General features: G+C 68.0%; 26 protein-coding genes and 1 tRNA gene. 11 read left to right on the top strand and 16 right to left on the bottom strand.

The window, feature by feature from the left end:
- Entirely contained in the window at positions 1–801 is an 801-nt protein-coding gene (locus tag ABD301_RS27845) for an ABC transporter ATP-binding protein (RefSeq protein ID WP_344313359.1), read from the top strand.
- 25 nt (positions 802–826) lie between these two features.
- Here the strand turns inward: ABD301_RS27845 and ABD301_RS27840 are convergent, their stop codons facing one another.
- Positions 827–1,639, bottom strand: a complete 813-nt coding sequence (locus ABD301_RS27840) for an alpha/beta fold hydrolase (protein ID WP_344313358.1) — start codon at positions 1,637–1,639, stop codon at positions 827–829.
- Positions 1,640–1,674: 35 nt separating this feature from the next.
- Positions 1,675–2,574: an AurF N-oxygenase family protein gene (locus ABD301_RS27835; protein ID WP_344313357.1), complete on the bottom strand. Its 900-nt coding sequence runs from the start codon at positions 2,572–2,574 to the stop codon at positions 1,675–1,677.
- Between the two features lie 116 nt (positions 2,575–2,690).
- Here ABD301_RS27835 and ABD301_RS27830 point away from each other — a divergent pair, with 116 nt between their 5' ends.
- Positions 2,691–3,002, top strand: a complete 312-nt coding sequence (locus ABD301_RS27830; RefSeq protein WP_344313356.1) for a DUF4873 domain-containing protein — start codon at positions 2,691–2,693, stop codon at positions 3,000–3,002.
- Positions 3,003–3,167: 165 nt separating this feature from the next.
- Positions 3,168–4,124 carry a small ribosomal subunit Rsm22 family protein gene (locus ABD301_RS27825; RefSeq protein WP_344313355.1) on the top strand — a complete coding sequence of 319 codons (957 nt, stop codon included), beginning with the start codon at positions 3,168–3,170 and terminating at the stop codon, positions 4,122–4,124.
- Positions 4,125–4,131: 7 nt separating this feature from the next.
- Here the strand turns inward: ABD301_RS27825 and ABD301_RS27820 are convergent, their stop codons facing one another.
- The 5 genes from ABD301_RS27820 to sp36 all read right to left on the bottom strand — a co-directional run bounded on the left by ABD301_RS27820 (position 4,132) and on the right by sp36 (position 10,168).
- On the bottom strand, positions 4,132–7,668 hold the full coding sequence (locus ABD301_RS27820; RefSeq protein WP_344313354.1) for an AAA family ATPase: 3,537 nt from the start codon (positions 7,666–7,668) through the stop codon (positions 4,132–4,134).
- Positions 7,665–8,354, bottom strand: a complete 690-nt coding sequence (locus ABD301_RS27815; RefSeq protein ID WP_344313353.1) for an MBL fold metallo-hydrolase — start codon at positions 8,352–8,354, stop codon at positions 7,665–7,667. The genes ABD301_RS27820 and ABD301_RS27815 overlap by 4 nt, the downstream gene beginning before the upstream one ends.
- On the bottom strand, positions 8,354–9,223 hold the full coding sequence (locus tag ABD301_RS27810; RefSeq protein ID WP_344313352.1) for an NUDIX hydrolase: 870 nt from the start codon (positions 9,221–9,223) through the stop codon (positions 8,354–8,356). Before ABD301_RS27810 ends, ABD301_RS27815 begins: the two co-directional genes overlap by 1 nt.
- 330 nt (positions 9,224–9,553) lie before the next feature.
- Positions 9,554–10,009, bottom strand: coding sequence for a RidA family protein (locus tag ABD301_RS27805; RefSeq protein ID WP_163572096.1), 456 nt, complete (start codon positions 10,007–10,009; stop codon positions 9,554–9,556).
- 3 nt (positions 10,010–10,012) lie between these two features.
- Complete coding sequence (gene sp36, locus ABD301_RS27800) at positions 10,013–10,168, bottom strand: Sp36 family protein (RefSeq protein ID WP_344313351.1); 156 nt, start codon at positions 10,166–10,168, stop codon at positions 10,013–10,015.
- A 102-nt stretch (positions 10,169–10,270) separates the two neighbouring features.
- Here sp36 and ABD301_RS27795 point away from each other — a divergent pair, with 102 nt between their 5' ends.
- The 5 genes from ABD301_RS27795 (at position 10,271) to ABD301_RS27775 (ending at position 14,515) form a co-directional block, all read left to right on the top strand.
- Positions 10,271–10,927, top strand: a complete 657-nt coding sequence (locus ABD301_RS27795; RefSeq protein WP_163572057.1) for a hypothetical protein — start codon at positions 10,271–10,273, stop codon at positions 10,925–10,927.
- Between the two features lie 96 nt (positions 10,928–11,023).
- Positions 11,024–11,731: an Rv0361 family membrane protein gene (locus tag ABD301_RS27790; protein WP_344313350.1), complete on the top strand. Its 708-nt coding sequence runs from the start codon at positions 11,024–11,026 to the stop codon at positions 11,729–11,731.
- Positions 11,732–11,853: 122 nt separating this feature from the next.
- On the top strand, positions 11,854–12,828 hold the full coding sequence (bagA, locus tag ABD301_RS27785; RefSeq protein WP_163572097.1) for an ATPase BagA: 975 nt from the start codon (positions 11,854–11,856) through the stop codon (positions 12,826–12,828).
- A gap of 9 nt (positions 12,829–12,837) precedes the next feature.
- A complete protein-coding gene (gene bagB / locus ABD301_RS27780; RefSeq protein ID WP_344313349.1) occupies positions 12,838–13,989 on the top strand; it encodes an ArsA family ATPase in 1,152 nt (383 codons plus the stop codon).
- A gap of 49 nt (positions 13,990–14,038) precedes the next feature.
- Positions 14,039–14,515: a MarR family transcriptional regulator gene (locus ABD301_RS27775; protein WP_163572108.1), complete on the top strand. Its 477-nt coding sequence runs from the start codon at positions 14,039–14,041 to the stop codon at positions 14,513–14,515.
- 26 nt (positions 14,516–14,541) lie between these two features.
- On the opposite strand, the gene ABD301_RS27770 is transcribed toward ABD301_RS27775, so the two are convergent.
- Positions 14,542–14,835 carry a WhiB family transcriptional regulator gene (locus ABD301_RS27770; RefSeq protein WP_163572098.1) on the bottom strand — a complete coding sequence of 98 codons (294 nt, stop codon included), beginning with the start codon at positions 14,833–14,835 and terminating at the stop codon, positions 14,542–14,544.
- 244 nt (positions 14,836–15,079) lie between these two features.
- Between ABD301_RS27770 and ABD301_RS27765 the strand changes: the two genes are divergently transcribed.
- The gene (locus ABD301_RS27765) at positions 15,080–17,428 is read left to right on the top strand and encodes a transglycosylase domain-containing protein (RefSeq protein WP_344313348.1); all 2,349 of its coding nucleotides are present in this window, start codon (positions 15,080–15,082) and stop codon (positions 17,426–17,428) included.
- 47 nt (positions 17,429–17,475) lie between these two features.
- Here ABD301_RS27765 and ABD301_RS27760 read toward each other — a convergent pair whose 3' ends face one another.
- Both ABD301_RS27760 and ABD301_RS27755 read right to left on the bottom strand, forming a co-directional pair.
- Positions 17,476–17,922, bottom strand: coding sequence for a GNAT family N-acetyltransferase (locus ABD301_RS27760; protein ID WP_163572101.1), 447 nt, complete (start codon positions 17,920–17,922; stop codon positions 17,476–17,478).
- A gap of 5 nt (positions 17,923–17,927) precedes the next feature.
- Positions 17,928–18,383 (bottom strand): GatB/YqeY domain-containing protein, encoded by a 456-nt coding sequence (locus ABD301_RS27755; RefSeq protein ID WP_344313347.1) that lies wholly within the window; start codon positions 18,381–18,383, stop codon positions 17,928–17,930.
- Positions 18,384–18,408: 25 nt separating this feature from the next.
- Between ABD301_RS27755 and ABD301_RS27750 the strand changes: the two genes are divergently transcribed.
- Together ABD301_RS27750 and ABD301_RS27745 are read left to right on the top strand one after the other, a co-directional pair.
- Positions 18,409–19,296 carry a metallophosphoesterase gene (locus ABD301_RS27750; protein ID WP_344313346.1) on the top strand — a complete coding sequence of 296 codons (888 nt, stop codon included), beginning with the start codon at positions 18,409–18,411 and terminating at the stop codon, positions 19,294–19,296.
- A gap of 52 nt (positions 19,297–19,348) precedes the next feature.
- Positions 19,349–19,422 (top strand) — tRNA-Pro (locus ABD301_RS27745).
- 90 nt (positions 19,423–19,512) lie between these two features.
- Here the strand turns inward: ABD301_RS27745 and ABD301_RS27740 are convergent.
- The 6 genes from ABD301_RS27740 to ABD301_RS27715 all read right to left on the bottom strand — a co-directional run.
- A complete protein-coding gene (locus tag ABD301_RS27740; protein WP_279582228.1) occupies positions 19,513–20,691 on the bottom strand; it encodes a site-specific integrase in 1,179 nt (392 codons plus the stop codon).
- 1 nt (position 20,692) lies between these two features.
- Complete coding sequence (locus ABD301_RS27735; protein ID WP_163572104.1) at positions 20,693–20,893, bottom strand: helix-turn-helix domain-containing protein; 201 nt, start codon at positions 20,891–20,893, stop codon at positions 20,693–20,695.
- A 150-nt stretch (positions 20,894–21,043) separates the two neighbouring features.
- Positions 21,044–22,219: a DUF3631 domain-containing protein gene (locus ABD301_RS27730; protein ID WP_344313345.1), complete on the bottom strand. Its 1,176-nt coding sequence runs from the start codon at positions 22,217–22,219 to the stop codon at positions 21,044–21,046.
- Positions 22,220–22,400: 181 nt separating this feature from the next.
- On the bottom strand, positions 22,401–23,273 hold the full coding sequence (locus ABD301_RS27725; protein WP_344313344.1) for a bifunctional DNA primase/polymerase: 873 nt from the start codon (positions 23,271–23,273) through the stop codon (positions 22,401–22,403).
- Positions 23,274–23,379: 106 nt separating this feature from the next.
- Positions 23,380–23,847: a single-stranded DNA-binding protein gene (locus tag ABD301_RS27720; RefSeq protein WP_163572105.1), complete on the bottom strand. Its 468-nt coding sequence runs from the start codon at positions 23,845–23,847 to the stop codon at positions 23,380–23,382.
- A gap of 47 nt (positions 23,848–23,894) precedes the next feature.
- Positions 23,895–24,222 (bottom strand): hypothetical protein (locus ABD301_RS27715; RefSeq protein ID WP_344313343.1); only part of this gene is annotated, 328 nt, incomplete at its 5' end.

Below are 24,222 nucleotides of genomic sequence, written 5' to 3'. Positions count from 1 at the left end.
GTGACGGACAACGTGGTCCTGGAAGCCCGCGGCCTGGTCAAGGACTTCGGCCGCCGAGCCGACCGGTGGTTCGGCCGTACCGGCACCTTCCGGGCTGTCGACGACGTGAGTTTCCAGCTACAGCGCGGCCAGATGACGGCGTTGGTGGGTCAGAGCGGCAGTGGCAAGAGCACGGTCGCGCAGTTGTTGGCGGGTTTGCAGCGCCCCACCGCCGGCGACATTCTGCTGGACGGCTCGCCCGTACGCATTCGCCGCGGCCAGGACTTTCGGGCGTACACCGGCGATGTGCAAATGGTCCTGCAGGACCCGTTCTCGTCGCTCAATCCAGCGCACACCGTCCGCTATCACCTGACGCGAGCGCTGCGCATCCACGGCGCCACCGGCCGGCAGGAAGCGATCGACACCGAGATCGAGCGGCTGCTGGCCACCGTCCACCTAAAGCCGGAAGGCCGTTTTATCGGCCGTTTTCCTCATGAACTCTCCGGCGGCGAGCGTCAACGCATCTCGCTGGCCCGCGCTTTGGCCGCGAAGCCGCGGGTGTTACTCGCCGACGAGCCGGTGTCCATGTTGGACGTGACCATCAGGCTCGGAGTTTTGAAGCTGATCAACCAACTCAAGGACGAGCGCGACCTCGCGGTCCTCTACATCACCCACGACCTGGCTACCGCTCGGCAGTTCACCAGCGAACTAATGGTCATGTACGAAGGGAAAATCGTCGAGCGCGGGACCAGCGCCGAGGTCATCGACACTCCCACCCACCCGTACACCCAACAGCTACTGGCAGCCATTCCGCATCCTTAGGTCCTGTCTGGCTATTGCGGCGGGCCTACGCGCGGACGCCTACCTCACTTCGGCGACAGGTGGCGAGGATCGTACGAGCTACCAACCCAGGGTCGTCCTGCATCGGGATGTGGCCACAACCCGGGAGCGGCACGTGCCGGGCGTCAGGCAGCAGGCGGGCCGCTACTTTTGCCTGTCGGGGCCACAAAATGCGGTCCCGAGTGCCCCAGGCGACGGTGGTCGGCACGGTCGGCGGGGTGGCCCGGAACCGGTACGAGCGACCCGCCTGCGCCACCGCGTCGAAGGCCGGCGCGTTGGCCATCGCCTGCAGGTCGCCCAGCATGTTTTCGGGTTGCAGCAGGGACGGGCGCCCGTACAGCAGGCTGCCGCCGGCCAACCGCAGCGGCTTGCGCCGCACCATCAGCTGCCGGTTGCGCTCGGAGGTCATCGCGCTGCGCCGCATGCTGGAGAGCACGCCGATCGCCCAGGCCCGACCAACCGGCCCGAAGAACCCAGCCGGCGACAGGGCGGTCACCGAAGACGCGAGACCGCGAGAGCCGACCTCCAGAGCCAGTGCACCGCCGAGCGAGTTGCCAGCGAGGTGCGGGCGGTCGAGCTTGTACGCGGCCATGATCTCGCAGAAGGTGTCGACCGCCGCGAGCATGTCGTACGGGCGATCGTCCGGCAGCGTCGGCGAGCCGCCGAAGCCGGGCAGGTCGATGGCGATCACGTCGTGCCGCTCGGCGAGCAGGTTCAACACCGGCTGCCACGCCTGCCAGCGGTGCCCGATGCCATGCAACAGGACCAGCGGCGAGCCCGTACCGCGCCGCTCAACCACCACATCTTCGACTCTGAACATCGCAACCCCCTCCGCACGAATGTAACCGCCGTTGGTCAGCCGAGCAGCCCGGAACGCTTCCACAGGAACCGGCCCGGCCCCTTGGTCAGCCCGACCTCGTCGAGGAAGCCGACCAGCCGCTCACCAGCCCAGCGCAGGGTTTCCTGGAACTGCGGGCTGTGGCGAGCCTCCCGGCGCGCTTGCACCGGGTCCAAGCCGACCGCCTGGTAGCACTGCGGACGTACCAACGTCCTGGCGATGACCTGCGCGGACGCGCCGCTGATGAACTGGTGCCAGGCCCGCGCCGGCGCCTTCGCCCGCTGCATTTGGCGGGCGATCTCCTCACGCGCGAAGGTGACGTGTCGGGCCTCTTCCAGCACGTGGATTCGGCTGACCATCCGGACCAGCGGCTGCACGCTCTCGTCCTTCATGCCCTCGCGCTGGAAACGGTCCAGGATCTCTTCCGCGACCAGGATCGCCGCGTAGTTGCTCGGCCCGAACCCGACCGTCTTGATCACCCGGCCGAGCTCGTGGGTGAGCCGCGGTGCCGGGTACGCCGGCACGCCGATCCGCTCAATCAGCCGGGCGAACATCACCGAGTGCCGGCATTCGTCGCCGATCTCGGTGAGCGCCCACTGCGGGTGCTTGCGGGTCGGGTCGACGCTGTACGTGTCGCGCAGCAGCATCTGCATCAGGATCATCTCGAACCAGATGCCGGCACTGGCGATGCTCGCGACCTCCTGCCGGGACAGCTCGATCCGCTGCTCGGGCGTCATCCGGTCCCACATTGGGGTGCCGTAGAGCGAGATCCGCTGTTCGGGCAGGAAATACATGCCGTCTACCAGCGGCGCTTCCCAGTCAATGTCGATTTCCGGGTCGTACGAGTTCTTCGCCGACGAGTTGAGCAGGCGGGCGGCGGTCTTCTCCCGAGTGGAGGTCGCCAACGCTCCGGTCATCGCGAACATCCCTTCCAGCTGAGTGCTACCAAATGTAAGCGATACATCTGGTAGCATGTTCTCGTACGCTGGTGGTTGTCAAGCTGTGAGTGGGACCTACTCGTACAGGAGCCTCGATGTCTGACCACGATGAAGAGGGCTACCAGGGCCCTGCCACGATTTACACCGCGGACGCCGAAGTCGCGGTGAAAATCGAGCTGCGCGGGTATTTCCAGCCGATCGACGGCCGCTACCACTGGTACGGCCGAGTCGCCGCCGATCCCGCTGTCACCGAACTGGTCGGCAAGGGCAAGAAAGACGTGGTGATCCGTACGCCAGAGGGCGAAGCGGCCGCCACCCTGTCCGATGTGGACCCGTGGGGCCGCTTCCGGGTGACCGGCACCAGCCGGCCGCCCTTCGCCATCGAAACCTCACCGGCCCAGGGCTGAGCTGGCTAGTGGTCTGTCGCCGCTGAATCTGGCGATATTTGCTTGGCGGGTTGTCAATTTACGCCCGCTGACCGCAGGGGCTGGCCCGCGCTTGTCGGCTGACCTGGATCAGGTTCGCGACCTGTGCGATCGGGCATCCAGGTAGCGCCGGATACGCTGCTCGGCGTGCCCGTACCACCGCCGAAACTGATGGCCGCGCTCGACGATCTGGCCGCTGGTGTCAGTGCCCAGCGGCTGGCCGCCGAGGTGGACCGCTGGCAGGCGCGGTATCACGACCCCGCCGCCGATCTGTCCCATGCAGCCCAGCTACGCCCTGAACAGGCGATCGCTTACGCCGTTTACCGGATGCCTGCCACGTACGCGGCGACCGCCACCGCCCTTTCCGCGCTGGCCGCCGCGATCCCGAACCTGGCGCCCGCCACCCTGCTGGATCTCGGCTCCGGCGCCGGCGCGGCGACCTGGGCCGCCGCCGAAACTTTCGCTTCCCTGCAGGAAAGCATCGCCCTGGAACGCGATCCGGAGATGACCGCGGTAGCCCGCCGACTGCCACCCGCGCTGGACCGGGTTTCCGGCCAGCTCGCGGATCTTTCCGCCATCAAGGAATTCCCGACCATTGATCTGGCCATCGCCGGCTACAGCCTGAACGAGCTTTCACCATCCACTGTGGACACAGTGCTGTCCCGTCTCGCCTTGTCGGCGAACACTGTTCTTATCGTCGAACCCGGCACCCCTCGCGGTTTCGCCGTCGTACGCCAAGCTCGCGAGCGCCTCGTCAGCCTCGGCATGAGCGTCGCCGCGCCTTGCCCACACGACGACACCTGCCCGATTGTGGACCCAGACTGGTGCCATTTTTCGGTACGGCTGCCCCGATCCGCCCTCCACCGCAGAGTGAAGAAGGCCGACCTCGGCTATGAAGACGAAAAGTTCAGTTACGTCGCCGCCACGCGGTTGCCCGTACACCCAGCGAATGCCCGCGTTTTGCGGCATCCCCAAGTGCGTTCGGGTCACATTTTATTGCGCCTGTGCACCGATTCGGACGGCCTGACCGACGTCACCGTCTCCAAACGCCAGGGCGACACGTACAAACGCGCCCGCCGCATTTCGTGGGGCGAGCCCTGGTAAACCCGCACTAGCGGCAGAGGAGGCGGTCGGCCAGGCCGTCGGTGGCGGCACGTTCGCTGACTTGTTCGGTGGAATACGCGAGGGCGCACGCCTCCCGCATCGCTTCGCAGGCCAACTGGGTGGCACCGGTGGCGGCCAGCGCCTTGGCGAGGGCGCGGGCGGCGACAACGCGGCTTCGTACGTCTTCGGCTGGCACGTCACCTGCCCGTTGCGCCCAGGACAGGGCTTCCTCGGCGCGGCCGGCGTCGACGAGCATCGCCGCGTAGTGCGCGAGGGCCTGCCGGCGCGGGAAGACCAGGGAGGGGCTGGCTGCCGCCTTGGCCACGTCAGTAAGCAGGCTGATCGCCTCGTCCAGGTCGCCCTGGGCGCGGCGAGCCCTGGCCAGCAGGACCACCGGGCCGACGGCGGCAGCTTCGGTGACCTGCAGCGGGGTGATCAGATCCAGGGTGGCGCGGGCGTCCGCCTCGGCGGCAGCGGCGTCGCCGGCGTCCAGCTTGCAGTAGCCCAGCAGCGTACGGGCGACGCCGAAGGTGAGCGGGTGCGCGGCCTGCTCGGCGATCCGCACGGCTTCGACGAAAATCGGGATCGCGGTGCCAGCCAGCGCGGCCGGGTCGGCGCACCGGTCGCGGGCGACCACCCCCCGGACGACCAGCGCGAGCGAGCGGCCCCAGGCGTCGTCGAGCTGCTCGAACGACCGCAGTGCGACCCGGGCCTGCCGGTCCGCGCGAGCGAGCTCGCCGAGCTCGGCGGCCGCGTACGCGTCGACCATCTGGACGGCGGCAAGGCCCCATTCGTCGCCGAGGCGTTCGGCATACGGCAGGAACTCCGCGGCCAGCGCGCCGGCCTGCCGCAGCCGGCCCTGCAGCAGCCGCACGAAGGCCTCGGTGCCGGTCACCCACGACTGGCCAGCAACGTCCCGCAGGTCGACGAACAGGGTGGCGGCCCGGTCCAGCGCCATCTCGGCTCGGTCGAAGTCGCCCCGCGAGGTCGCTGACCAGGCAATGTTCTGCAGCGCCCAGCCCTGGCCGGGACGGTCGTGCTGGGACAGGGAGAGTTGGTACGCCTGCACGAAACGCTCGTCGGCGTCGGCGAGATGGCCGGTCAGGTAGTCGAGCATGCCGAGCCGGCGCAGCGCTTCCGTCTCGTACTCAGGCGGCCCGCCACACGCGTTGGCAACCGTCCGCCACGCGTGCGCGGCCTCTTCCAGATGGCCGACCGCGCGCTCCGCGTCGCCGATCACCAGCAGCGCGCCCATCCGGATCGCCTGCCCATCCGCGTCGTCCGCGGTGGTGTCCTGGCGGAGCCGCTCGGCCAGCGCGAGAGCCTCGGCATAGCGGCTCGTACGCACCCACGCACGTGCTCTGGCCAGCGTCAACTCCGCTGGCATCTCGTCACGGGCCAGCGCGGCCGCGCGATCCAGCAGCGCGGCGGCCTGCGCCGGCTGCGAGTCGGCGAAAGCGGCGGTGGCCAACCGGCCGAGCGCGGCGACGCCGATCGAGACGACCGTCCGCGGGTCGGAGCTCGCGGCGAGCCGCATGGCGTCCGCCAGGCTGAGCGCCTCCTCCGCGTGCCGGGCGACGAACGTGTCCCGCTCGATGCCGGCCAGCTCCGGATCGTCCGGCGCGAGCGCGTCGGCCCAGCGAGCCAGCCGGGCGTGCCGCGCGGCCAGCTCGGTCTTGCCAACGCCGGCGTACGCGGCCTGGCGCATGAACGCGGTCACGAACGTGTAGCCACCGCGATTGGACGGCCGGAGCATCCGGCGAGCGACCAGCTCGGCGATGTCCTTCGGCAGCCTGTCCAGCTGCAATGGCACGCCAATCGACTGCTCCGCCCGCAACACCGCCAACGCTCGTACCGGGATCCGCTCGCCCACCACCGCGGCGTCCCGCAGGATGGCGCGGGCGCCGGCCGGCAGCGAGTCGATGCGGGCGGTCAGTACCGCTGCGAGGTCCACCGACAGCAGCCGTCCGGCCAGGCTGCCCGGCTTGAGCTGCCAGCCCCCGCTGCCGCCCGTCAGCGCACCCTGCTCGACCAGCAGCGCCACCAGCTCAGCCAGGTAGAACGGATTGCCCTGGGCGATCGCGAGCAGCCGGTCCTGATCCGCCGACGGCAGCTGGCCGCCGCCCAGGTAGGCCCGAAGGAGCCGGGCCGAAGCCGCCCCGGACAGCGGCGCGAGCGCGGTCACCTCGGCGTCCGGGAAGCGGCCGGGCAGCTCGCTGCCGCGGCTCAGCTCGGCCCGGCCAAGCAACAGCGTCAGCACCGATCCATCCAGCCGGCTGATCACGTCCGCCAGCGCGGCCGCGGTCGGCGGCGGCGCGTTGTGCGCGTCGTCGATCACGATCACCAGCGGGCAGGTCTCCTCGGACATCGCCCGCAGCAGGTTGGCCACCGCGGCCGGCATGATGTCCCGCGCCTCGGTGCCCGGCGGCCGGCTGCCGGCGCTCATCCCGGTCGGCCGCGGCGGGCTTTCGGCCGCTCCGACCAGCGCCAGCAACGGCTCCAGCGCCGACTGCAGATCGGTCCCATCCTTACGGCTGTCGGCGTGAGCGCGCAGCCGGTCGACGGTCCGTCGGATCCGGTCGGCCATCTCGGCCCGGGTGTCGTCCGGCTCCACCCCACAGGCCTGCCGGACCAGCCGCAGCAGCGGACCGAGCCGGCCATCGCCGTACGCGGCACAGCGAACCCGCAGCGTGCAGCCGCTCATGGTGGTCTCGGCGTACCGGCCGAACTCGGTGCCGAGCCTGGTCTTGCCGATGCCGGCATCGCCGGTGATGACCACCACGTGGCTCGACTCTCGGTCGGAAACCTCCAGGTAGCGGCCGGCCAGCCGGCCCATCTCGGCCTCCCGGCCAATGAACGGCGCCTCGTCGCCCAGGCCCGGCCGGGCGCCCGGCGCGTCCCGCAGGCCGAGCAGCTCGTACGCCTCGACCGCCTCGCGTTTTCCCTTCAGCCGCAACGGCGGCAGCCGCCGCCAGCCGGCCCGGTCGCGGGTCGCTCGCTGGGTCGCGGCACCCGCGTACACGCCGCCGACCCCGGCCGCGTCGGCGAGTCGCGCCGCGGTGTTGACGGTGTCGCCGATGACTGTGTACGACAGCGCGGCCTGCACGCCAGCGGCGACTTCGCCGGTGTTGAGGCCGACCCGCAGGCCGAGCCGGCGGCCGCCGCCGACCTCGTCCTCGACCATCCGGCGAACCGCCCGCTGCATCGCCAGCGCCGCTCGCACCGCTCGTTCCGGATCGTCCTCATGCGCGACCGGTGCGCCAAACACGGCCATGATCCCGTCGCCGACGAGTTTGTCAACGTTGCCGCCAAAAGCCGTGACGGCCTGGGCGCAGGCGGCCATCACTCGATCGGTCACTGCGCCGACCCGCTCCGGGTCCAGCTGTTCGGACCAGGCGGTGAATTCGGACAGGTCGCCGAACAGCACGGTGACGACCCGCCGCTCGGTGGGGACGCCGACGGTGGCGGCCGGCAGGGCCGCGCCGCACGCGTGACAGAAGTGCGCGCCGGGGACCGCGACAGTCCCGCACACGGGGCATCTCACGGCGAGCTGTCCAGGTATTCGAGCTGTGCTCGTACGGACATGGTGGCGGCCGGCCAGACCGACCGGTCCACGTCCGTGTACACGCGCTCCACGACCTGTTCCGCGGTGGTGTCACCGGCGGCCAGCGCGTCTCTGACCTGCTGCAGCCGCGCTTCGCGGTGCCGCAAATACTCGTTGGCAACGGCACCGAGATCGGCAAGGATCGGGCCGTGACCAGGCAGGACCTTCAGCGGACCGAGGTCTCTGAGGATGCGCAGGGTGGACAGATATGGGCCCAGTTTGTCGACCACGGTCGTACCGCGGCCAAGGACCGTGTCGCCGGTGAAGGCCGCGGTGTCGTGCCAGACGAAGCTGACCGAGTCGTCGGTGTGGCCCGGCGTACGCACCGCGATCAGGTCCGGCGCGACCTGCTCGCCCTCATCGAATCCACCAGGGCCGCGGCTCTGCGCGCCGGTCAGCTCCACCAGCCGGGAGACGCCTTCGGTGTGGTCGAAATGGGAGTGCGTGACCAGGATCAGCTCGATGTCGCCGAGCGCCGCGACGGTGGCCAGGTGCCCCTCGTCGGCCGGGCCGGGGTCGATCACGATCCGGCCGTCGATCACATACGTGTTCGTGCCGTCGAGGGTCATCGGGCCGGGGTTCGGCGCGAGCACCAGCTGGACGCCGTCGGCCACCTGCTCCACCATCAGGCCGTCTCCGTCCGGTAGGCCGGGTCTTCGGGCGTGACGAACCGGAGGGTGCCGTTGCCGGTCGGCTGGAACTGCGGAGTGACCCGCTGGATCTCCCGCCCGTCGGCGGCGGCCAGTGCCTGCCCAACCGTGTCGAACTCGGTGAGGTCCAACAGCGTGAGGGCCGTCGGCGGGACCATCACCCGCTCGCCGGCGTCCAACTCGGCGATCGCCTGGGCCGGCCGTACCCATGCCACATCGCTGGCCTCGGCGGCGACCGGCCCGGTCTGCTGGCCGGGCGGCAGCGCGGCGAGCAGGAACCTGGTGTCGAACCGGCGGATCTCCACCTCCGGAGTCAACCAGTGCGACCACGGCCGCAACAGATCCGCGCGAAGCCGCAGGCCGTGGGCGGCCAGCACGTCGGTGAGGCTGGTCTCATGTGCCTCCAGTGAGCGGGCCACCGCACGCCACCGCGCGGTGCCGGTGTCCGTCACCACGGTGTGGTCATCCGGCCCGGCCAGCAGCACACCGGACTCCTCGAACGTCTCCCGTACGGCCGCGCAGATCAACCCGCGAGCCAGCGGTAGCTCGGCGGACAGCGGCCGGGTCCACCGCGCCGGCTCCGGACCCGACCACGGCACGTCCACGGCCGCCACATCGGCCGGATCCACCGTGCCGCCGGGGAAGACCGTCATCCCGCCAAAAGCCTTCATCGAGCCATGCCGACGAAGCAGATAGACCTCGATGCCGGCGTCGCTGTCCCGCATCAAGATGACCGTCACGGCGTTCTTGACCGGCGGCTTCTCGACCTTCTCCGCAGCCGGCCGACGAGCCGCCGCGCTGGCCTGCGCGGCGATCGCGGCGGGGATCTCGAATTGGCGCTTCACAACAGCACATCGTATGTGCTCCGGCCGACGTTTCGATGCTCCGAAGTCCGACCAATCACCACATATGCGTTCTTTGCCGATGACACTAGCCAGCGGCACTTGTCACAATCGGAATCCGATGGTGCGGCTGTCCCCCGGGTGCGGCGCGAAACTGTCGTACGTGTCTGTTTTTCTTTCCCCCTCCCTTTGAACGGGCGGGGGGTGGGTCGAGAGGCAGACCTTAATTTTTAGTTGAACATTGGTCCTCAAACCCACCCCCCACCCGTCACTGGGTGGGGGCAAATCTGCCCGAGGGGTACGACAGTTTCGCGCCGCACCCCCACGAAAGGGCTACTGGACCTCGAAGATGGCTTCGACCTCGACTGGGGTGTCCAACGGCAGCTGGTAGACGCCGACAGCGCTACGGGCGTGTTTGCCAGCTTCGCCGAAGACCTCGCCGAGCAGTTCGCTGGCGCCATTGATGACGACCGGCTGGCCGGTGTAGCCCTCCGCGGAGGCGACGAAGCCGACCAGCTTCACCACTCGTACGACCGACTCCAGCCCGACGAGGTCGTCCACGGCGGCCATGATGTTGATCGCACACTGCCGGGCATGCTTGGCCGCGTCCTCGGTGGTCACCTCGGCGCCAACCTTGCCGGTGACCGGCAGCTTGCCGTCCACGAACGGCAGCTGGCCGGAGACGTAGACGTAGTTTCCGGTACGCAGAGCCGGCACGTAGGCGGCTGCCGGCGGCACCACCGGCGGCAGCTCGATGCCGAGTTCGGCGAGTTTGTCCTTGACGCTCATCCGCTACTCCTTCGGGCGCTTCATGTAGGCGACCAGCTGTTCGGCGTTCGGTCCGGGGACGACGGCGACCAGTTCCCAGCCGTCCTCGCCCCAGTTGTCCAGGATCTGCTTGGTGGCGTGCACCAGCAGTGGCACCGTCACGTACTCCCACTTCTGCATGGCCGCACCCTAACCACCGCCCTGTCCGGCGCTTTAAGGCAGCCCTAATCACCCGCGGTTACCGTGACGGTCCGTCAATACCGAACGTCTGCAGGGACAACTATGAGCTATCCACCTGGTCCATATACTCCTGACCCGGCTTACAACCAGCCGCCGGAAGGCGGCTTCACACCGCCGCCGAAGAAGTCCAAGAAGGGCCTGATCATCACGCTGAGTGTGATCGGCGGCCTGCTGGCAGTGCTGTGCTGCGGCGGGGTGATCGCCGGTGTGGTGATCTATCAGCCATTCGGCAAGAGCACGGCCGCGCAGCCGGTGCCGGCGCAGAACCCGAACAACCCCCCGCCAAGCGCCGGCAGCCTGCCCACCACGGGCAGTACGAGCGGCACCGGTGACACCGGCAGTGGTGGTGCGTCCTCGGCCCGGGAAGCGGCGGACAAGTACATGACCGCGGTGAAGAACAAGGACGACAACGCCGCCAACGCGGTCACCTGCCCAGCGCTGCAGAACGGCACTCCGGCCGGCGCGCCGCCCGGGCTCGACCCGTCCGATGTCCAGCTCAAGAAGTTCTCGTACACGATCGCCTCGGACACCCCGACCAGCGCCACTCACCACGACGTGGTGGCGAACGCGAACCTGACCCTGACGGTGTCCGGCGAGGACAACGACGTGAGCGGCGAGTACAAACTCGGAGTGGACAAGGGCTCGGGCGGGTGGAAGGTGTGCTCGGCCGCGTTCACGTCGCCCGAGCTCACCGGCTGACATCCTCCGGCCGCCCGAGCTGCGGGTTGCGCGGGTACGACTACCCTGAACGGCAACGAAGCCAGGTAGTGCATCCGTGCGTTAGGGGAAGTCGCGATGAGTTACCCGCCGGGGCCGTACGACCCCAACCAGGGTTATGGCCAGCAGCCCTCCGGGCCGGGCTACGGCGGCCAGCCGTCGGGTCCCGGCTACGGCGGCGACCAGGGCTCGTACGGGCAGCAGCCCGGCTACGGCCAGCCCCAGCCCGGGTACGGGCAACCGCAAGCCGGGTACGGGCAACCCGGCTTCGGCGATCCGAACGCCGGGTTCCCGGCACCACCGCCGAAGAAGTCGAACACCGGCCTGATCCTGGGCATCGTCGGCGGCGGCGCGGCGCTGCTGCTCTGCTGTGGCGGCCTCGTACTAGTGCTGTTCCTGACCGGTGTGCTCGGCGGTGGCGGTGGCGCCTCGTCGGCCCGGGATGCCGCCGACACGTTCTTCACGGCGATCAAGAACCAGGACAACTCCAAGGCGACCGGCATCCTCTGCGACTCCCTGAAGAGCCAGTACGGCAGCGGCGGGATGCCCGCCAACCCGATGTCCGGCAGCAGTGGTGGCAGCTTCACGCTGACCAGCTTCACGTATTCGATCAGCAGCGACGATCCGGTCAGCAGCACCGAGCACACCGTGGGCGCCAACGTCACGCTGTCCGCGTCGGTGAGCGGCACGCCGCAGACTGTCAGCGGCACCTGGAACCTGACCGTCGACAACCAGAGCGGCGGCTGGAAGGTGTGCAAGTTCAGCGACTTCAAGCCCACTCCCTGATCGACCCAGCCATACTCGACCCGGGCCGGCCTCGCCGACCCGGGTCGTTCGCTGTCCAGGCACGGGTGCGTTAGGGCACTTGTACGAGCGTGTCGGGCGGCGGCCGACTAGCGTGTCAACCCGTGTCCCGACGTAGCAACTGGCCGACCGCCCGGCTGCACGTGGTGACCGGCAAGGGCGGTACCGGCAAGACCACCGTCGCGGCCGCCATCGCGTTGGCGCTGGCCGCCGACGGCAAGCGCACGCTGCTGGTCGAGGTGGAGGGTCGGCAGGGCATCGCACAGCTCTTCGACGTGCCCCCGCTGCCGTACGGCGAGCGCAAGATCGGCTCCGCACCTCGCCGCGGCGAGGTCTGGGCGCTCGCGGTGGACGCCGAGGAAGCGCTGCTGGATTACCTGGAGATGTTCTACCGGCTCGGCCGGGCCGGGAAGATGCTGCAGCGGTTCGGCGCCATCGACTTCGCCACCACCATCGCGCCGGGCGTCCGAGACGTGCTGCTCACCGGCAAGGTCAAGGAGTCGGTGACCCGGATGGAACGCGGGCACCGGCGGTACGACGCGGTCGTCCTGGACGCCCCGCCGACCGGCCGGATCGGCCGCTTCCTGAACGTCACCTCGGAGGTCGCGGGCCTGGCCAAGGTCGGCCCGATCAAGACCCAGAGCGACGGTGTCGCGGCCGTCCTGCATTCGCCGCTCACGGCCGTCCACGTGGTCACCGTGCTGGAGGAGATGCCCGTGCAGGAGACCGCGGATGCGATCGCGGAGCTCGGCGAGCTGTCGCTGCCGGTCGGTACGGTCGTGGTCAACTCGGTCCGGTCGCCCCGGCTGGCCGGCACCAAGGTCAGCCAGGCCGAGCTGAAGCGTGGTCTGGCCGCCGCCGGCTTGCCGGTGGACAAGGCCACCCTCGCCGGGTTGGCCAGCGAGGCGGCCGACTACCGCCTGCGGGTCGAGCTGGAGCAGCGACTGCGAGCTGAGCTTGAGGAGCTGGGGCCACCGCTGTTGCAGCTGCCGTTCCTGCCCGACGGCATCGACATGGGCGGCCTGTACGAGCTGGCCGACACCCTCATCGCGCAGGGGGTCAGCCGTGTCTCGTCCTGAGGACGTCTCATGACTCCGACCACCGCGAAACCTCCCGTCCTGGACGTGGACGCGCTGCTGGCCGACCCGCACACCCGGATCGTGGTCTGCTGCGGCTCCGGCGGAGTAGGCAAGACGACAACCGCGGCCGCGCTTGGCCTGCGGGCCGCCGAGGCCGGCCGCCGTACGGTCGTGCTGACCATCGACCCGGCCCGCCGGCTGGCCCAGTCGCTCGGCCTGACCGAACTCGACAACACCCCTCGAAGAGTGTCTGATGTGGACGGTGAAGACGCCGTCAAGGGCGAGCTGCACGCCATGATGCTGGACATGAAACGCACCTTCGACGAGGTGGTTCTTGCCCATTCGGACGGCAAAAAAGCCGAGGAGATCTTCGCGAATCCGTTCTACCAGGCGATGTCCTCCACCTTTTCCGGTACGCAGGAATACATGGCGATGGAAAAGCTCGGCCAGCTTCGCGAGGCGAACGAGTGGGACCTCATCATCGTGGACACTCCGCCGTCCCGGTCGGCGCTGGATTTCCTTGACGCGCCTCAACATCTGGCGAAGTTCCTGGATGGCCGGATGCTCCGGATCCTGCTCGCCCCGGCCCGCGTCGGCGGCCGCGGCGTCTTCCGGATAGCCACCGGCGCGCTGTCGTTCTTTTCCCGCGCGATGAGCAAAATTCTCGGCGGCGAACTACTCGGCGAGTTGTCCACTTTCGTCTCCGCGCTGGACTCGATGTTCGGCGGTTTTCGTCAGCGGGCCGACGAAACGTACCGGCTGCTGCAGACCCCGGGCACCGCTTTTCTGGTGGTGGCCGCACCACAGCCGGACGCGGTACGAGAAGCGGCTTATTTCGCCGACCGGCTGGTCGAGGAGAACATGCCGCTGGCCGGGCTGGTGCTGAACCGAGTCGACCAGGTCGCCGCCGGCGATCTCACCGCCGAGCAGGCGATCGCGGCCGCCCAGCAGCTGGAAGCCGCCGGCGAGTCACCGACCACAGCCGAGGTCCTGCGCGTACACGCCGACCTCGTCGCCTTGGTGAACGCTCAGTCCCGGGTCGCCGAACGGTTTACCGCCAGCCACCCGAACGTGCCGGTGGCGACCGTACGAACACAGCCCGAGGACGTCCACGACCTGGCCGGTCTGCGCCGGGTGGGTGCCGCTCTGGCTGGCGAATAACGGCGGTTCGGCTGGGCCGGTGGCGGCCACCGCCCGCCATAATGCCGAGGTGACCGAACCGCGCTGGCTGGATCCGCAGGAACAACAGGCGTGGCAGGGCTTCGTCAAGATCACTCGGTTGCTGTTCGCCCGGCTCGACCACGAGTTGACCAACCGCAGCGGCCTCTCGCACAGTGACTACGTCGTGCTGGTCGTGCTGTCCACTCGGAGCGATCGCAAGATGCGGATGGGGACGCTGGCCGAGCTCACCGGCGAGTCACGGAGCCGGCTGTCCCATCACATCGCCCGGATGGAGGAGTCCGGCTGGGTACGCCGCGAGGACGACCGGACGGACCGGCGCGGCTCGGTGGCCGTACTGACCGATGCCGGGTTCGCCACGTTGGAAGAAGCGGCGCCAGGGCACGTCGAGGACGTGCGGCATCACTTGTTCGACCACCTGAGTCGGGCCGAAGTGCAGATGCTGGCCACGTTGACGACGAAGGTGAACACGGCTCTAGAGCAGTCGCCCGGCGGTCGCCGGGCGTAGCGGAGACCAGTTCCAGTTCGCGTTGGTTACGCGGTCGGCTGGAGCAGGTGTAGGCGGCGTGCGGTGTCGAGCAGCTTGGACCAGGACAACACATCAGGGCGACGGCGCAGCAACGCCCGCCGTTCCCGCTCGGTCATCCCACCCCAAACCCCGAATTCCACCCGGTTGTCCAAAGCGTCGGCAAGGCACTCGGTTCGCACCGGGCATCCCATGCACACCATTTTGGCCTTGTTCTGCGCAGCCCCCTGAACGAATAGCTCATCCGGATTGCGCGTGCGGCAAGCCGCCCTGGAAGCCCAGCCTTCGACCCGATCGGTCACGTCCGGGACCCCCCTCAGTCTTGTAGGTCTTAAACCCCTGGGGAGACGGTAGGAAACCGGACACCAAGTGCCACACCGGCTGATCGGCCCGATCTGACATCAGCCGTTCGGTTGAGTTGGTGTGCTCAGCGCCACCTTGACAAGGCCCTTACGCACCGGAAACAGGCGTGTAACCTGCGACTACTCCGCGCGCATGACTGGCGCGGGCTCAACGCTGTCAGCATCGCCGCGTACTCTCGTCCGGGTGACGAGTACCCGGACCCGCAATCCGCTTACCAATCTGATATCGCTGTTTCTGTGCGGCCTGCTGGCCGGCATAGTGGTCGCCGCGGCAGCGCTCCCGGCCGCAGCGGTGGCCGGCCTGACCGCGAAAGCGGGCGCTGACACCTTCGAGAACCTGCCCAGCGAGCTGCAGACACCACCTTTGCCGCTGACGACAAAGGTGTTGAACGACAAGGGGCAGTACGTCACGTCCCTGCACGGCGACCAGAACCGCGTCAACGTCACGCTCAGCCAGGTGCCCGAGTCCCTGCAGCACGCCGTGATCGCGATTGAGGACAGCCGGTTCTACGAGCACCACGGCGTCGACCTGAAGGGCATCCTGCGAGCGTTCGTCAGCAGCGGCAGCGGCAGCACCCAGGGCGCGTCCACGCTCACCCAGCAGTACGTTCGGCAGGACCTGGCACTGACCGCCACCTCGGACGCCGCCCGGGCCGCGGCCGTCCAGCAGACCCTCGGGCGCAAGCTGCGGGAAATCCGGTATGCCGTCGCGCTGGAGAAGAAGTTCAACAAGCAGCAGATCCTGGAAAAATACCTCAACACGGTCTACTTCGGCCGAGGAGCGTACGGCGTGGCCGTCGCCGCTCAGCGGTATTTCAACAAGTCGGTCGACCAGCTCACGCTCGGCGAGTCCGCGCTGTTGGCCAGCTTCATCCAGAGCCCCGGCTACTACCCGCTGCACCTGGACAAGGCCGAGGTTCGCCGGAACTACGTGCTCACCCGCATGCAGCAGCTTGGATACATCACGTCAGCGCAGGAGAATGACGGGAAGAAGAACAAGCCGACCCTGAACCTCACTCCGCTGCCCAGCACCTGCCTGCCCAACGGCGCGATCACCGCGCAGAACAACTGGGGCTACTTCTGCGACTACCTGCGGATCTGGGCGCAGCAGCAGCCAAGCCTCGGAGCCACCCCGGATGAGCGCTGGTCCGCCATCCGGACCGGCGGCTACACCATCAAGCTGTCGCTGGACCCGGACATGCAGGCGGCTGCTCAGCACTCGGTGGACAACGTCGGCGGCGGCCGCGGCGCCGACCTGACTCAGGGCGTGGTGTTCATCGAGCCCGGCACCGGCCGGATCCGGTCGCTGGCCGTCAACCGGACGTTCGACCAGGCTCCGAAGGGCGCGGCCGGGCGAGCCCTCAAGCAGTACAACGAGAACCCGCTGCTGACCGGCGATCCGGAGAACCAGACCACCTCCACTGGTTATCCATCCGGATCGACGTTCAAGATGTTCACCATGCTGGCCGCGCTCCGGCAGGGCATGCAGCTGGACACCGGCTTTTACTCGGGGCAGACGTACACCACCAAGGCCAAGGGTGACGACGGCGAGCCGTACACGGTGGCGAACGCCAACTCCAACGGTTCCATGAACGGCTACCGGGACATGTGGAGCGGTTTCGGCGAATCGGTGAACACGTACTTCATCCAGCTGGAGATCGCCGCCAAGGTGACCAACGTGGCCAAAGCCGCGCGCGACGCCGGCATCTCGTTCTTCCCCGGCGCGACCGGCACGAACAGCTACGACTCGATCATCAAGGGTGGAGACAACCCCGGCCGTCTCTCGCTGACGTTCGGTCAGGGTTCGGACACCTGGCCGCTCTACATGGCGAATGCGTACGCGACAGTGGCCGCCGAGGGGAAATACTGCGAGCCGACGCCCATCCAGTCGGTGCAGGGCCCGGACGGCAAGACCCTCAGCCTGGGCGCTCCGAACTGCAAGCAGGTCTTCAGCAAGGGCGTCGCCGACGCGGCCACCGACGCGGCGCGCTGCCCGGTCGCCCAGTCCGCCCAGGCCGGCCACTGCGGTTGGGCCACCGGTGGCTCTGTCGGCAACGCGGTGGGTCGCCCGATGGCCGGCAAGACCGGTTCGACGCCGGGCAACCGCCAGGTGTGGTTCGCCGGCTTCGTCCCGCAGCTGGCCGGAGCGTCGTTCTCCACCGACACTGACAACCCCTTCCACGGGGCGGACAACAACGACAGTCCCGACATCGCCAACTACATCTTCGGCCCGGCGATGGCGAACGCGGTCGACGGAATGCCGGAGAAGGGCTTCGACCCGCCACCGGACAGCCTGGCCAACGGTGGCGTGCACTCGCACGCCGGCGAGCCGGCCAACCCGACCCCGAGCCCGAAGGCCGGCGGCAGCGGCGGGACCGTACGACCCGGCACCGGCGGCGGCACCACCCAGGGCACCGGGCACGGCACCCCGACCAAAGGCCCCGGGCACGGCCCGACCGGCCTGCCACCGTTCGCGCTCTACAACCCGGGTTTCACCACGTCGAATGGCCGGCGCGCCAAACCCCAGGTCTGAGCTTGACGAAAGAACCCCCGGCCACGTGGTCGGGGGTTCTTTTTCGTCTAGAGGACTTTGCTGAAGAACACCCTGCTGAAGCCGTCGTTTCCGGCCCGATGGATCTCGACGTACCCGTGGCGCTGGTAGTACGCGATGTTCTCGGTCATCGCCGCGTTGGTGTAGAGCCGGACCTCGACGAACCCGAGCCGGACCGCCTCGCTTTCGGCTTGTACGAGCAGCAGCCGGCCGATCCCGCCACCCTGGGCATCAGCGCGTACGGCGATGTTCTCCAGCAGCAGGTGGTCCGTCTCAGGCACCAGGACGAGCATGCCGACAGCGATGCCGGCACGCTCGGCGACCCAGGTGTGGCCACGTCGTACGACCTCGGCGTAGTCGTCCGTCATCGGCGCCGGTTCGCGGCCGATCCGCGGCACATAGTGCTCGTACGCGCCGCGTACCAACGCGGTCAGCGCCGGCACGTCCGCCGGCACGGCCAGCCGCAGTGACACCACCGCGGTCAGCTCGCGAGCTGTCGCCGCACCTCGGCGGACACCCGGCCACCATCCGCACGGCCGATGACCTGCGGCTGCACCACCTTCATCACCTGGCCCATCGCCTTCGGGCCGGCCGCGCCGGTCTCGGTGATAGCGGCCGTGACCAGCTCGGTCAGCTCCTCGTCGGTGAGCTGCTGGGGCAGGTAACGCTCGATGATCGTGGTCTCGCGGCGCTCCTGGTCGGCAAGCTCGGCACGGTCGCGCGTGTCGAAGATCTCGGCGGCCTCGCGGCGCTTCTTCGCCTCGGCGGTCAGCACCGCCAGCACCTCGTCGTCGGTCAGCTCGCGAGCCGACTTTCCAGCCACCTCAGCGGTCTTGACGGCGGACAGCACCATCCGCAAGGTGCCGGTGGTCAGCTGGTCGCGGGCCTTCATGGCGGTGGTCAGGTCGGTGGACAGGCGGTCCTTGAGAGCGCTCACGAGGCACGACACTAGCCTGGTCGGTATGAAGTGGCGCACCGGATTGTCATTGGCCGTGCTCGCGGGCGGGATCGCTACCGTGGGCTACGCGGCTGGAATCGAGCGGACGAGGTGGACGCTGCGCCGCTTCGACGTACCAGTGCTGGCGCCGGACTCCGAGCCGCTGCGCATCCTGCACATCTCGGACCTGCACATGACTCCCGGCCAGCGGTCGAAGCAGGAGTGGGTACGGGAGCTGGCCGCGCTGGACCCTGACCTGGTCGTGGTGACCGGCGACAACCTCGCCCACGTGGAGGCAGTGCCGGCCGTCGTACACGCGCTCACGCCGCTCCTGGAGCGTCCTGGAGCCGTCGTCTTCGGCAGCAACGACTACTACGGACCGCTGCCGAAGAACCCGCTGCGGTATTTCGGCAAGCCGCAGGTCCGCCGGTTCGGGCCGGACCTGCCCTGGCAGGACCTGCGGGACGTGTTCACCGCCTCCGGCTGGGCCGACCTCACCAACTCCCGCGCCACCGTCACCGCCGGCGGCCGCCGGCTCGCCTTCGCCGGCGTGGACGACCCACACCTGTCCCAAGACGACTACGACCGCATCGCCGGCCCCGCCGACCCGGCCGCTGACCTGCGGATCGGACTGTCCCACTCACCCGAGCCCCGGGTCCTGGACCGGTTCGCCGAAGACGGCTACGACCTGCTGCTGTGCGGTCACACCCACGGCGGCCAACTGCGCGTGCCGGGCTACGGCGCCCTGGTCACCAACTGCGGCATCGACCGCCCGTACGCCCGCGGCCTGAACCGCTGGTCCGGCCACACCTGGCTGAACGTCTCCGCCGGCATGGGCACCTCCCCGTACGCACCAATCCGGTTCGCCTGCCCGCCGGAGGTCACCCTGCTCACCCTCATCCCAAACGGATGATCCCTGCCGTCAAAGCGCTTCCACGTCTCAGTTAGACTCATTCACGCACACCCGGGGTGTGGCGCAGCTTGGTAGCGCGCTTCGTTCGGGACGAAGAGGTCGTGGGTTCAAATCCCGCCACCCCGACGGGTATAGCAGCAGGTCAGGGCCGGTTTCCATATTCTGGAAACCGGCCCTGATTGCTATCTGCGGCGACCGGGGAGCCAAACAGGGAGCCTAAGCCGTTTGGCGCAGCAGATTGAACAGGTTGCCCATCACGTCGGCGCCTTGAGTGATGACCGGGCGCAGCTCCTTGCGGTAGACCGCCTCTGTTGTCGCCGTGCTGCTATGGCCGACCAGGCGGGCAATGTCTTCGAGCGCTACGCCGTTCGCCGACATGATCGAGACAAAGCTATGCCGCAGCTCGCGGGGAGTCCATTCCTCCGGATTTAGACCAGCCTTCTTGAGGATGCCCCGAAAGTCCCGCCGGACGTTGGCAGCATCGAGCGGCTTCCCGTACCGAGTGCAGAAGACAAGGCCATGCTCGGACCAGTCATCGCCAACCGCTCGCCGGTCGGCCTCCTGTACCGCTCGCTGCCAGCACAGCGCAGCCACACCGAGCAGTGGCAGAGCCAGGCTGCGACGACTCTTCCGAGTCTTCGTGTCGCCGTGCTCTCGTACGGATCGCCAAACCATGATGTACGGCGGTATTTGCTTGATCAGGGACACCAGCACGACGTGATCCCACCTGAGCGCTCGTGCCTCCTCTGTTCGGATTCCTGTCAGCAGTGACAGCACGACGTACGCGTAGAGGCGACTCCCCTTTGCGGCCTTGAGCAGTGCGAATGCCTGACCGAGCGTCAACGCCTTGCTCGGCCGGCCTTCCGTACCCTCTGGCGCTGTGACCAGCGATGCCACGTTCCGGCCGATCTTGTCGCGGCGCTGGGCGAATGTAATCGAGCGTCGCAGCACGGCCAGGAGGTCCCTGATCGACCGGGTAGCCAGAATCTCTGTGCGCGTCTCAAGCCAGTCGTCAACATCATCAGCCGTCAGATCCGGCAACTTAGCCTTGCCGATGAGCGGTATTAGGTGTTTCTCGGCAAGTTGGCGATTCTTAGTTACGGTCTTCTTGTTACGGCCTTTGAGGCCCCGCGCAAGCCAGTCGGTTACCGCATTGGCAACGGTGTAGTTGGCTTCCGGCTTGACACCCGTTTCCAGCTCCTTTCTTAACTCTTTCAGCTTGTCGCGTACTTCAGTCGAAGACTTGCCGTACACCTTTGGCCTACGCCGTTTCCCATTTACTGCGTAGCCCATTGAGATTGCACCGACCCAGCAATTCTTCGACTGGTCGAAATACACGCCATCATCGCCGCGACTCCGGCGCTTCTTGGTTTCGCCTGAATTCGATTCGGCCACGTCACTCCCCCATCTCAGAAAGGAGGAGACTCACAAACTCCTCAATGCACTGGACTGGAATGAGCCGAGTACGGCCCCGCTTTACGGATTTCAGGCGACCAAGGCGGATCTCCTCGAATACGGCGGTCCGACCCATGCTCAACATTTGGGCTGCCTCCTGCACGTCCAGCAGGACCTTTTGCCCAGTCGTCGCGGCGGTCATCGCGAGGTTCTCCCTCTATTCGGAGCGCCAAAGATCAGCGCATCGGATGGCGTTTAGCTGGGGGTGGTGTCCCAGCCGTCCCAGGGTTGTTTTTGCTGGTCAGCCCTGGGACGGCTGTTTTGGGCGGGACGGCTTAGCCGTCCCAATGGCTTAAGGCGTCCCGGCGTTGACCTGCACAGATGTGGCTGGGACGACCGGGACGGCTTGCCCGGTCAGGTTGGCTTTGTTGGCGCCAGATTCCGGGCCGTCAATAGCCTTGAGCGGACGCGGGCAGTACCGATTCCAGGCGTCTGTGAAATCGACGCGCTGATACCCCTTGGCTTGTACGCCGTCTGAGAATCGGATGTTTCCGGAGCGGATCTCGTACTCCCGCAGGATGTTGCCCAGCCGCATTGCGGTCAGCCCGGCAGGGCCGTATTCCGACCACGGCGCCTCCGGCTCGGACTTCAGCCGGTCCAACAGGGTCGCGGTGGAAAGTGCGGTATCGACGCCGAAAGCCTTGCGACAGTCGGCCAGCAATCGCACTCGGTCAGAGATCTGGCTGTCGCTGGCCGCCTGCTCAGTGAGCCCTTTGGCGGCATTGCGTGCCCGGTCCGGCCAGTCTCCTCCGGCGTAGTCGGCGACGATCACGAGTGGCTCCCAGGTGTCAGCGGCGCGGTCTTCGATCGGCATGTCCGGCTCGATGCGTTCAAGGGCTTTCAGGTCGACCCGCAGCCACTTGGTCAGTTTGGTCGCGAAAGCGCGCAGCGGTTGGCGGTCGCGCTTGTACCGGAAGGTGTCCACCTTTTCGCCGGGTGCGCGGCGGCGCATGCGGACGATGATGGCGCGGTCTTCGATGGTGTCCGGCATTTGACCGATGCCTGCAAGCGCGGCCATAGCGAAGGTTTCCAAGTGCTGCACGCTGTTGGTGGATGCGTCGTACCGCACGGCCGGCCGGTTGCGCTGGTGGCCAGCGTTGAGCAGCCCCCGCAGGTCTTCGTTTCCTTCAGCTTTGGGACCGAAAATCGTGTCGGCCTCGTCTACCAGGATGACCGGCGGGTCGACGGTTACCGACCGATAGACGGCGGCGGCCGATGCGTTGACGGTCAGCAGCGGGTCATGGCTGAGTGCCTCTACGACATCGAGCAGGCGTGACTTTCCGCAGCGCCGTTCCGGGCCACGGATAACCAACCGCGGGGCGTGTGCCCACGCCGGTTGCGCGTGAGTTGCGGCAATCCACAACGTGACGGCATCGGTAGTCGCCTGATTGGGCATCACCACGTATCGCGTAATTGCTGTCCGTATGGCGTCGAGCATTTCGACGCCGGTCGTGGTTTTGGTAGTCATGCGGTGATCTCCCCGCGTTCGGTGGCATCGCTGGTCATTGCTTGCTCAGCGCAGGTTTTGTGCGCCGGTTGGCCGGTGGCGTCGCGGCAGAGTGCGGGTCGGTGGCAGTGCCGGCAGGGCAGCATTCGTCCGCCTCCCCAATGGCTGCGATCGCGCCAATCCAGACCGCAAGCGCGCGCGGTCATGCCGCTGTTGTTTCGTCGCGGAATCCGCCGGCGATGGCTGCGCAGATCTCCCGTTCGCTCTGCTCCATGGCCCGCCCCACCTCGGTCAGCGCGGCGACCGCGTCGGCGTGGCTGATCGCGCCAGCGGCGACCATGCGAGCCACTCCCCGCGCGGCGCCGTAGAGGGTCGTACGGCGTCTGCCGACCGGTGCGCGGAGTACGGCGTCCAGGTGGCAGCTGAGTAGTTGGTCGGGGTAGGAGATGCCCCCCGCCGCGACGGTGCGCACTGGACCGGCTGCGGCGGCATTTGGTATGCGCTCCGGCCCTTTCTGGCTGAGGCATGCGGAAACCAGCGGCGGGGGCATCTCCTCTACGGCGCGCCCGTCCGTCACCCATTGGTACGACCGGCCGGTGCGCCGGTTTGTGGACGGTGGCGCGACGACGTATCCACCGTCGGCCTTGATATCGATGCCGGGATAGCCGGGCAGCGGCCGTGAGGGCACCGGCTGGCCGGGGTGGCGGTAGTACAGGTGGTGGCCGCCTGTTCCGGTGATCACGCGTGCGGTTGGCGCGGCTATGCCGGCATCGATCAGCCTGGCGAGGCTGGCGTTTCCGCCGTGCGCGGGGTCTACGTCGACCACGAGCAGCTGCGCACGGTCGCCGGTCCGTACGGCCAGCTGGCCGCCGGGTACGGCGCGTACGACAGCCGCAATGCGGGCCGGGTTGGTCGTGGCCGCGTAGAAGCCGTGACAGGTCAGGCAGTGGCACAGTTCCGGGTCGTGGCCACCGGCCGCGCCTGGCCGACAGTCGGGGCAGTTGGCAACGGGGCGTTTGGACCTGCCGAGCATGAAGACCGGCCAGCCACGCGCGGCCAGCTCCCAGCCAGCCATGATGAGATCGTGTGGAGTAATCACGTCGGTGTCTTCCTGGTCGTCGTAGTCAGGTGGGCAGAGCTGACGCGCCGAATGCGTCCGGCGCGCCAGCCGGAGAGCTGAGTTAGAACGGCGGTTCTTCGCTGTAGCCGCTGGCCTTTGCCGAGGCAGCGGGCGCCGTCCACGGGTCGGACTCGCCGCCGTTGCGGGTGGTGTTTGCGTTGCCGCGCTTAGCTTTGGCGACCTTGACCGTCGCCCACTTCAGGGCAGGGCCGATCTCGCGTACGTCAACCTCGACGACCGTGCGCTTTTCGCCTTCTGCGGTGTCGTAGCTGCGCTGTCGCAGCTGACCAACGACGATGACCCGCTGACCGCGAGCCAACGACTCAGAGACGTGCTCGGCGTAGTCACGCCAGATCGAGCAGCGCAAGAAGGTCGCGTCCCCGTCCTCCCACTGACCGCTTTCTTTGTTGTAGCGACGGTCATTGGACGCGACGGTGAAGTTGGCGACCGCGATTCCGCTTTTGGTGAATCGCTGTTCGGGGTCAGCGGTCAGCGTCCCGACGATCGTGATTTCGGGCAGTCCAGGCATGGCGAGTGTCCTTTCAGGAACGGTGAAACGGATGGATTGAGGTCTGTTCAGCGCTGGCGTTCGCGGCGGTCTTCATGCCTGCGCGCGGTGCGACGGTTGGCGAGTAGGTGATTGATCAGGTACCGGCCGGCGCGGAGTTTGCTGCCGCTGCCGCCGCAGCGGGGGCATTCGCGGAACGTGCGGCCGGACGGTGACAGGCGTTTGCCGAGTCCGCCGCATCTCCGGCAGTTGGCGAATGGCCATGTCCAGCAGGTCAGCAGGTAGTACGGGACCCACAGCAGCAGCGCCAGCAGCAGCCACGGCAGGGCGTGAACGGCGAGGGAGAGCAGTGGTCCGTGCAGGGTGTGACCGTCGATCGGGTGGTTACTGGGTGTA

The sequence above is a fragment of the Fodinicola feengrottensis genome, from assembly GCF_039530045.1.
Classification (GTDB): Bacteria; Actinomycetota; Actinomycetes; order Mycobacteriales; family HKI-0501; genus Fodinicola; species Fodinicola feengrottensis.
The sequence above is the reverse complement of the archived record's forward strand: the minus strand, read 5'-3'. Positions and strand labels throughout refer to the sequence as shown.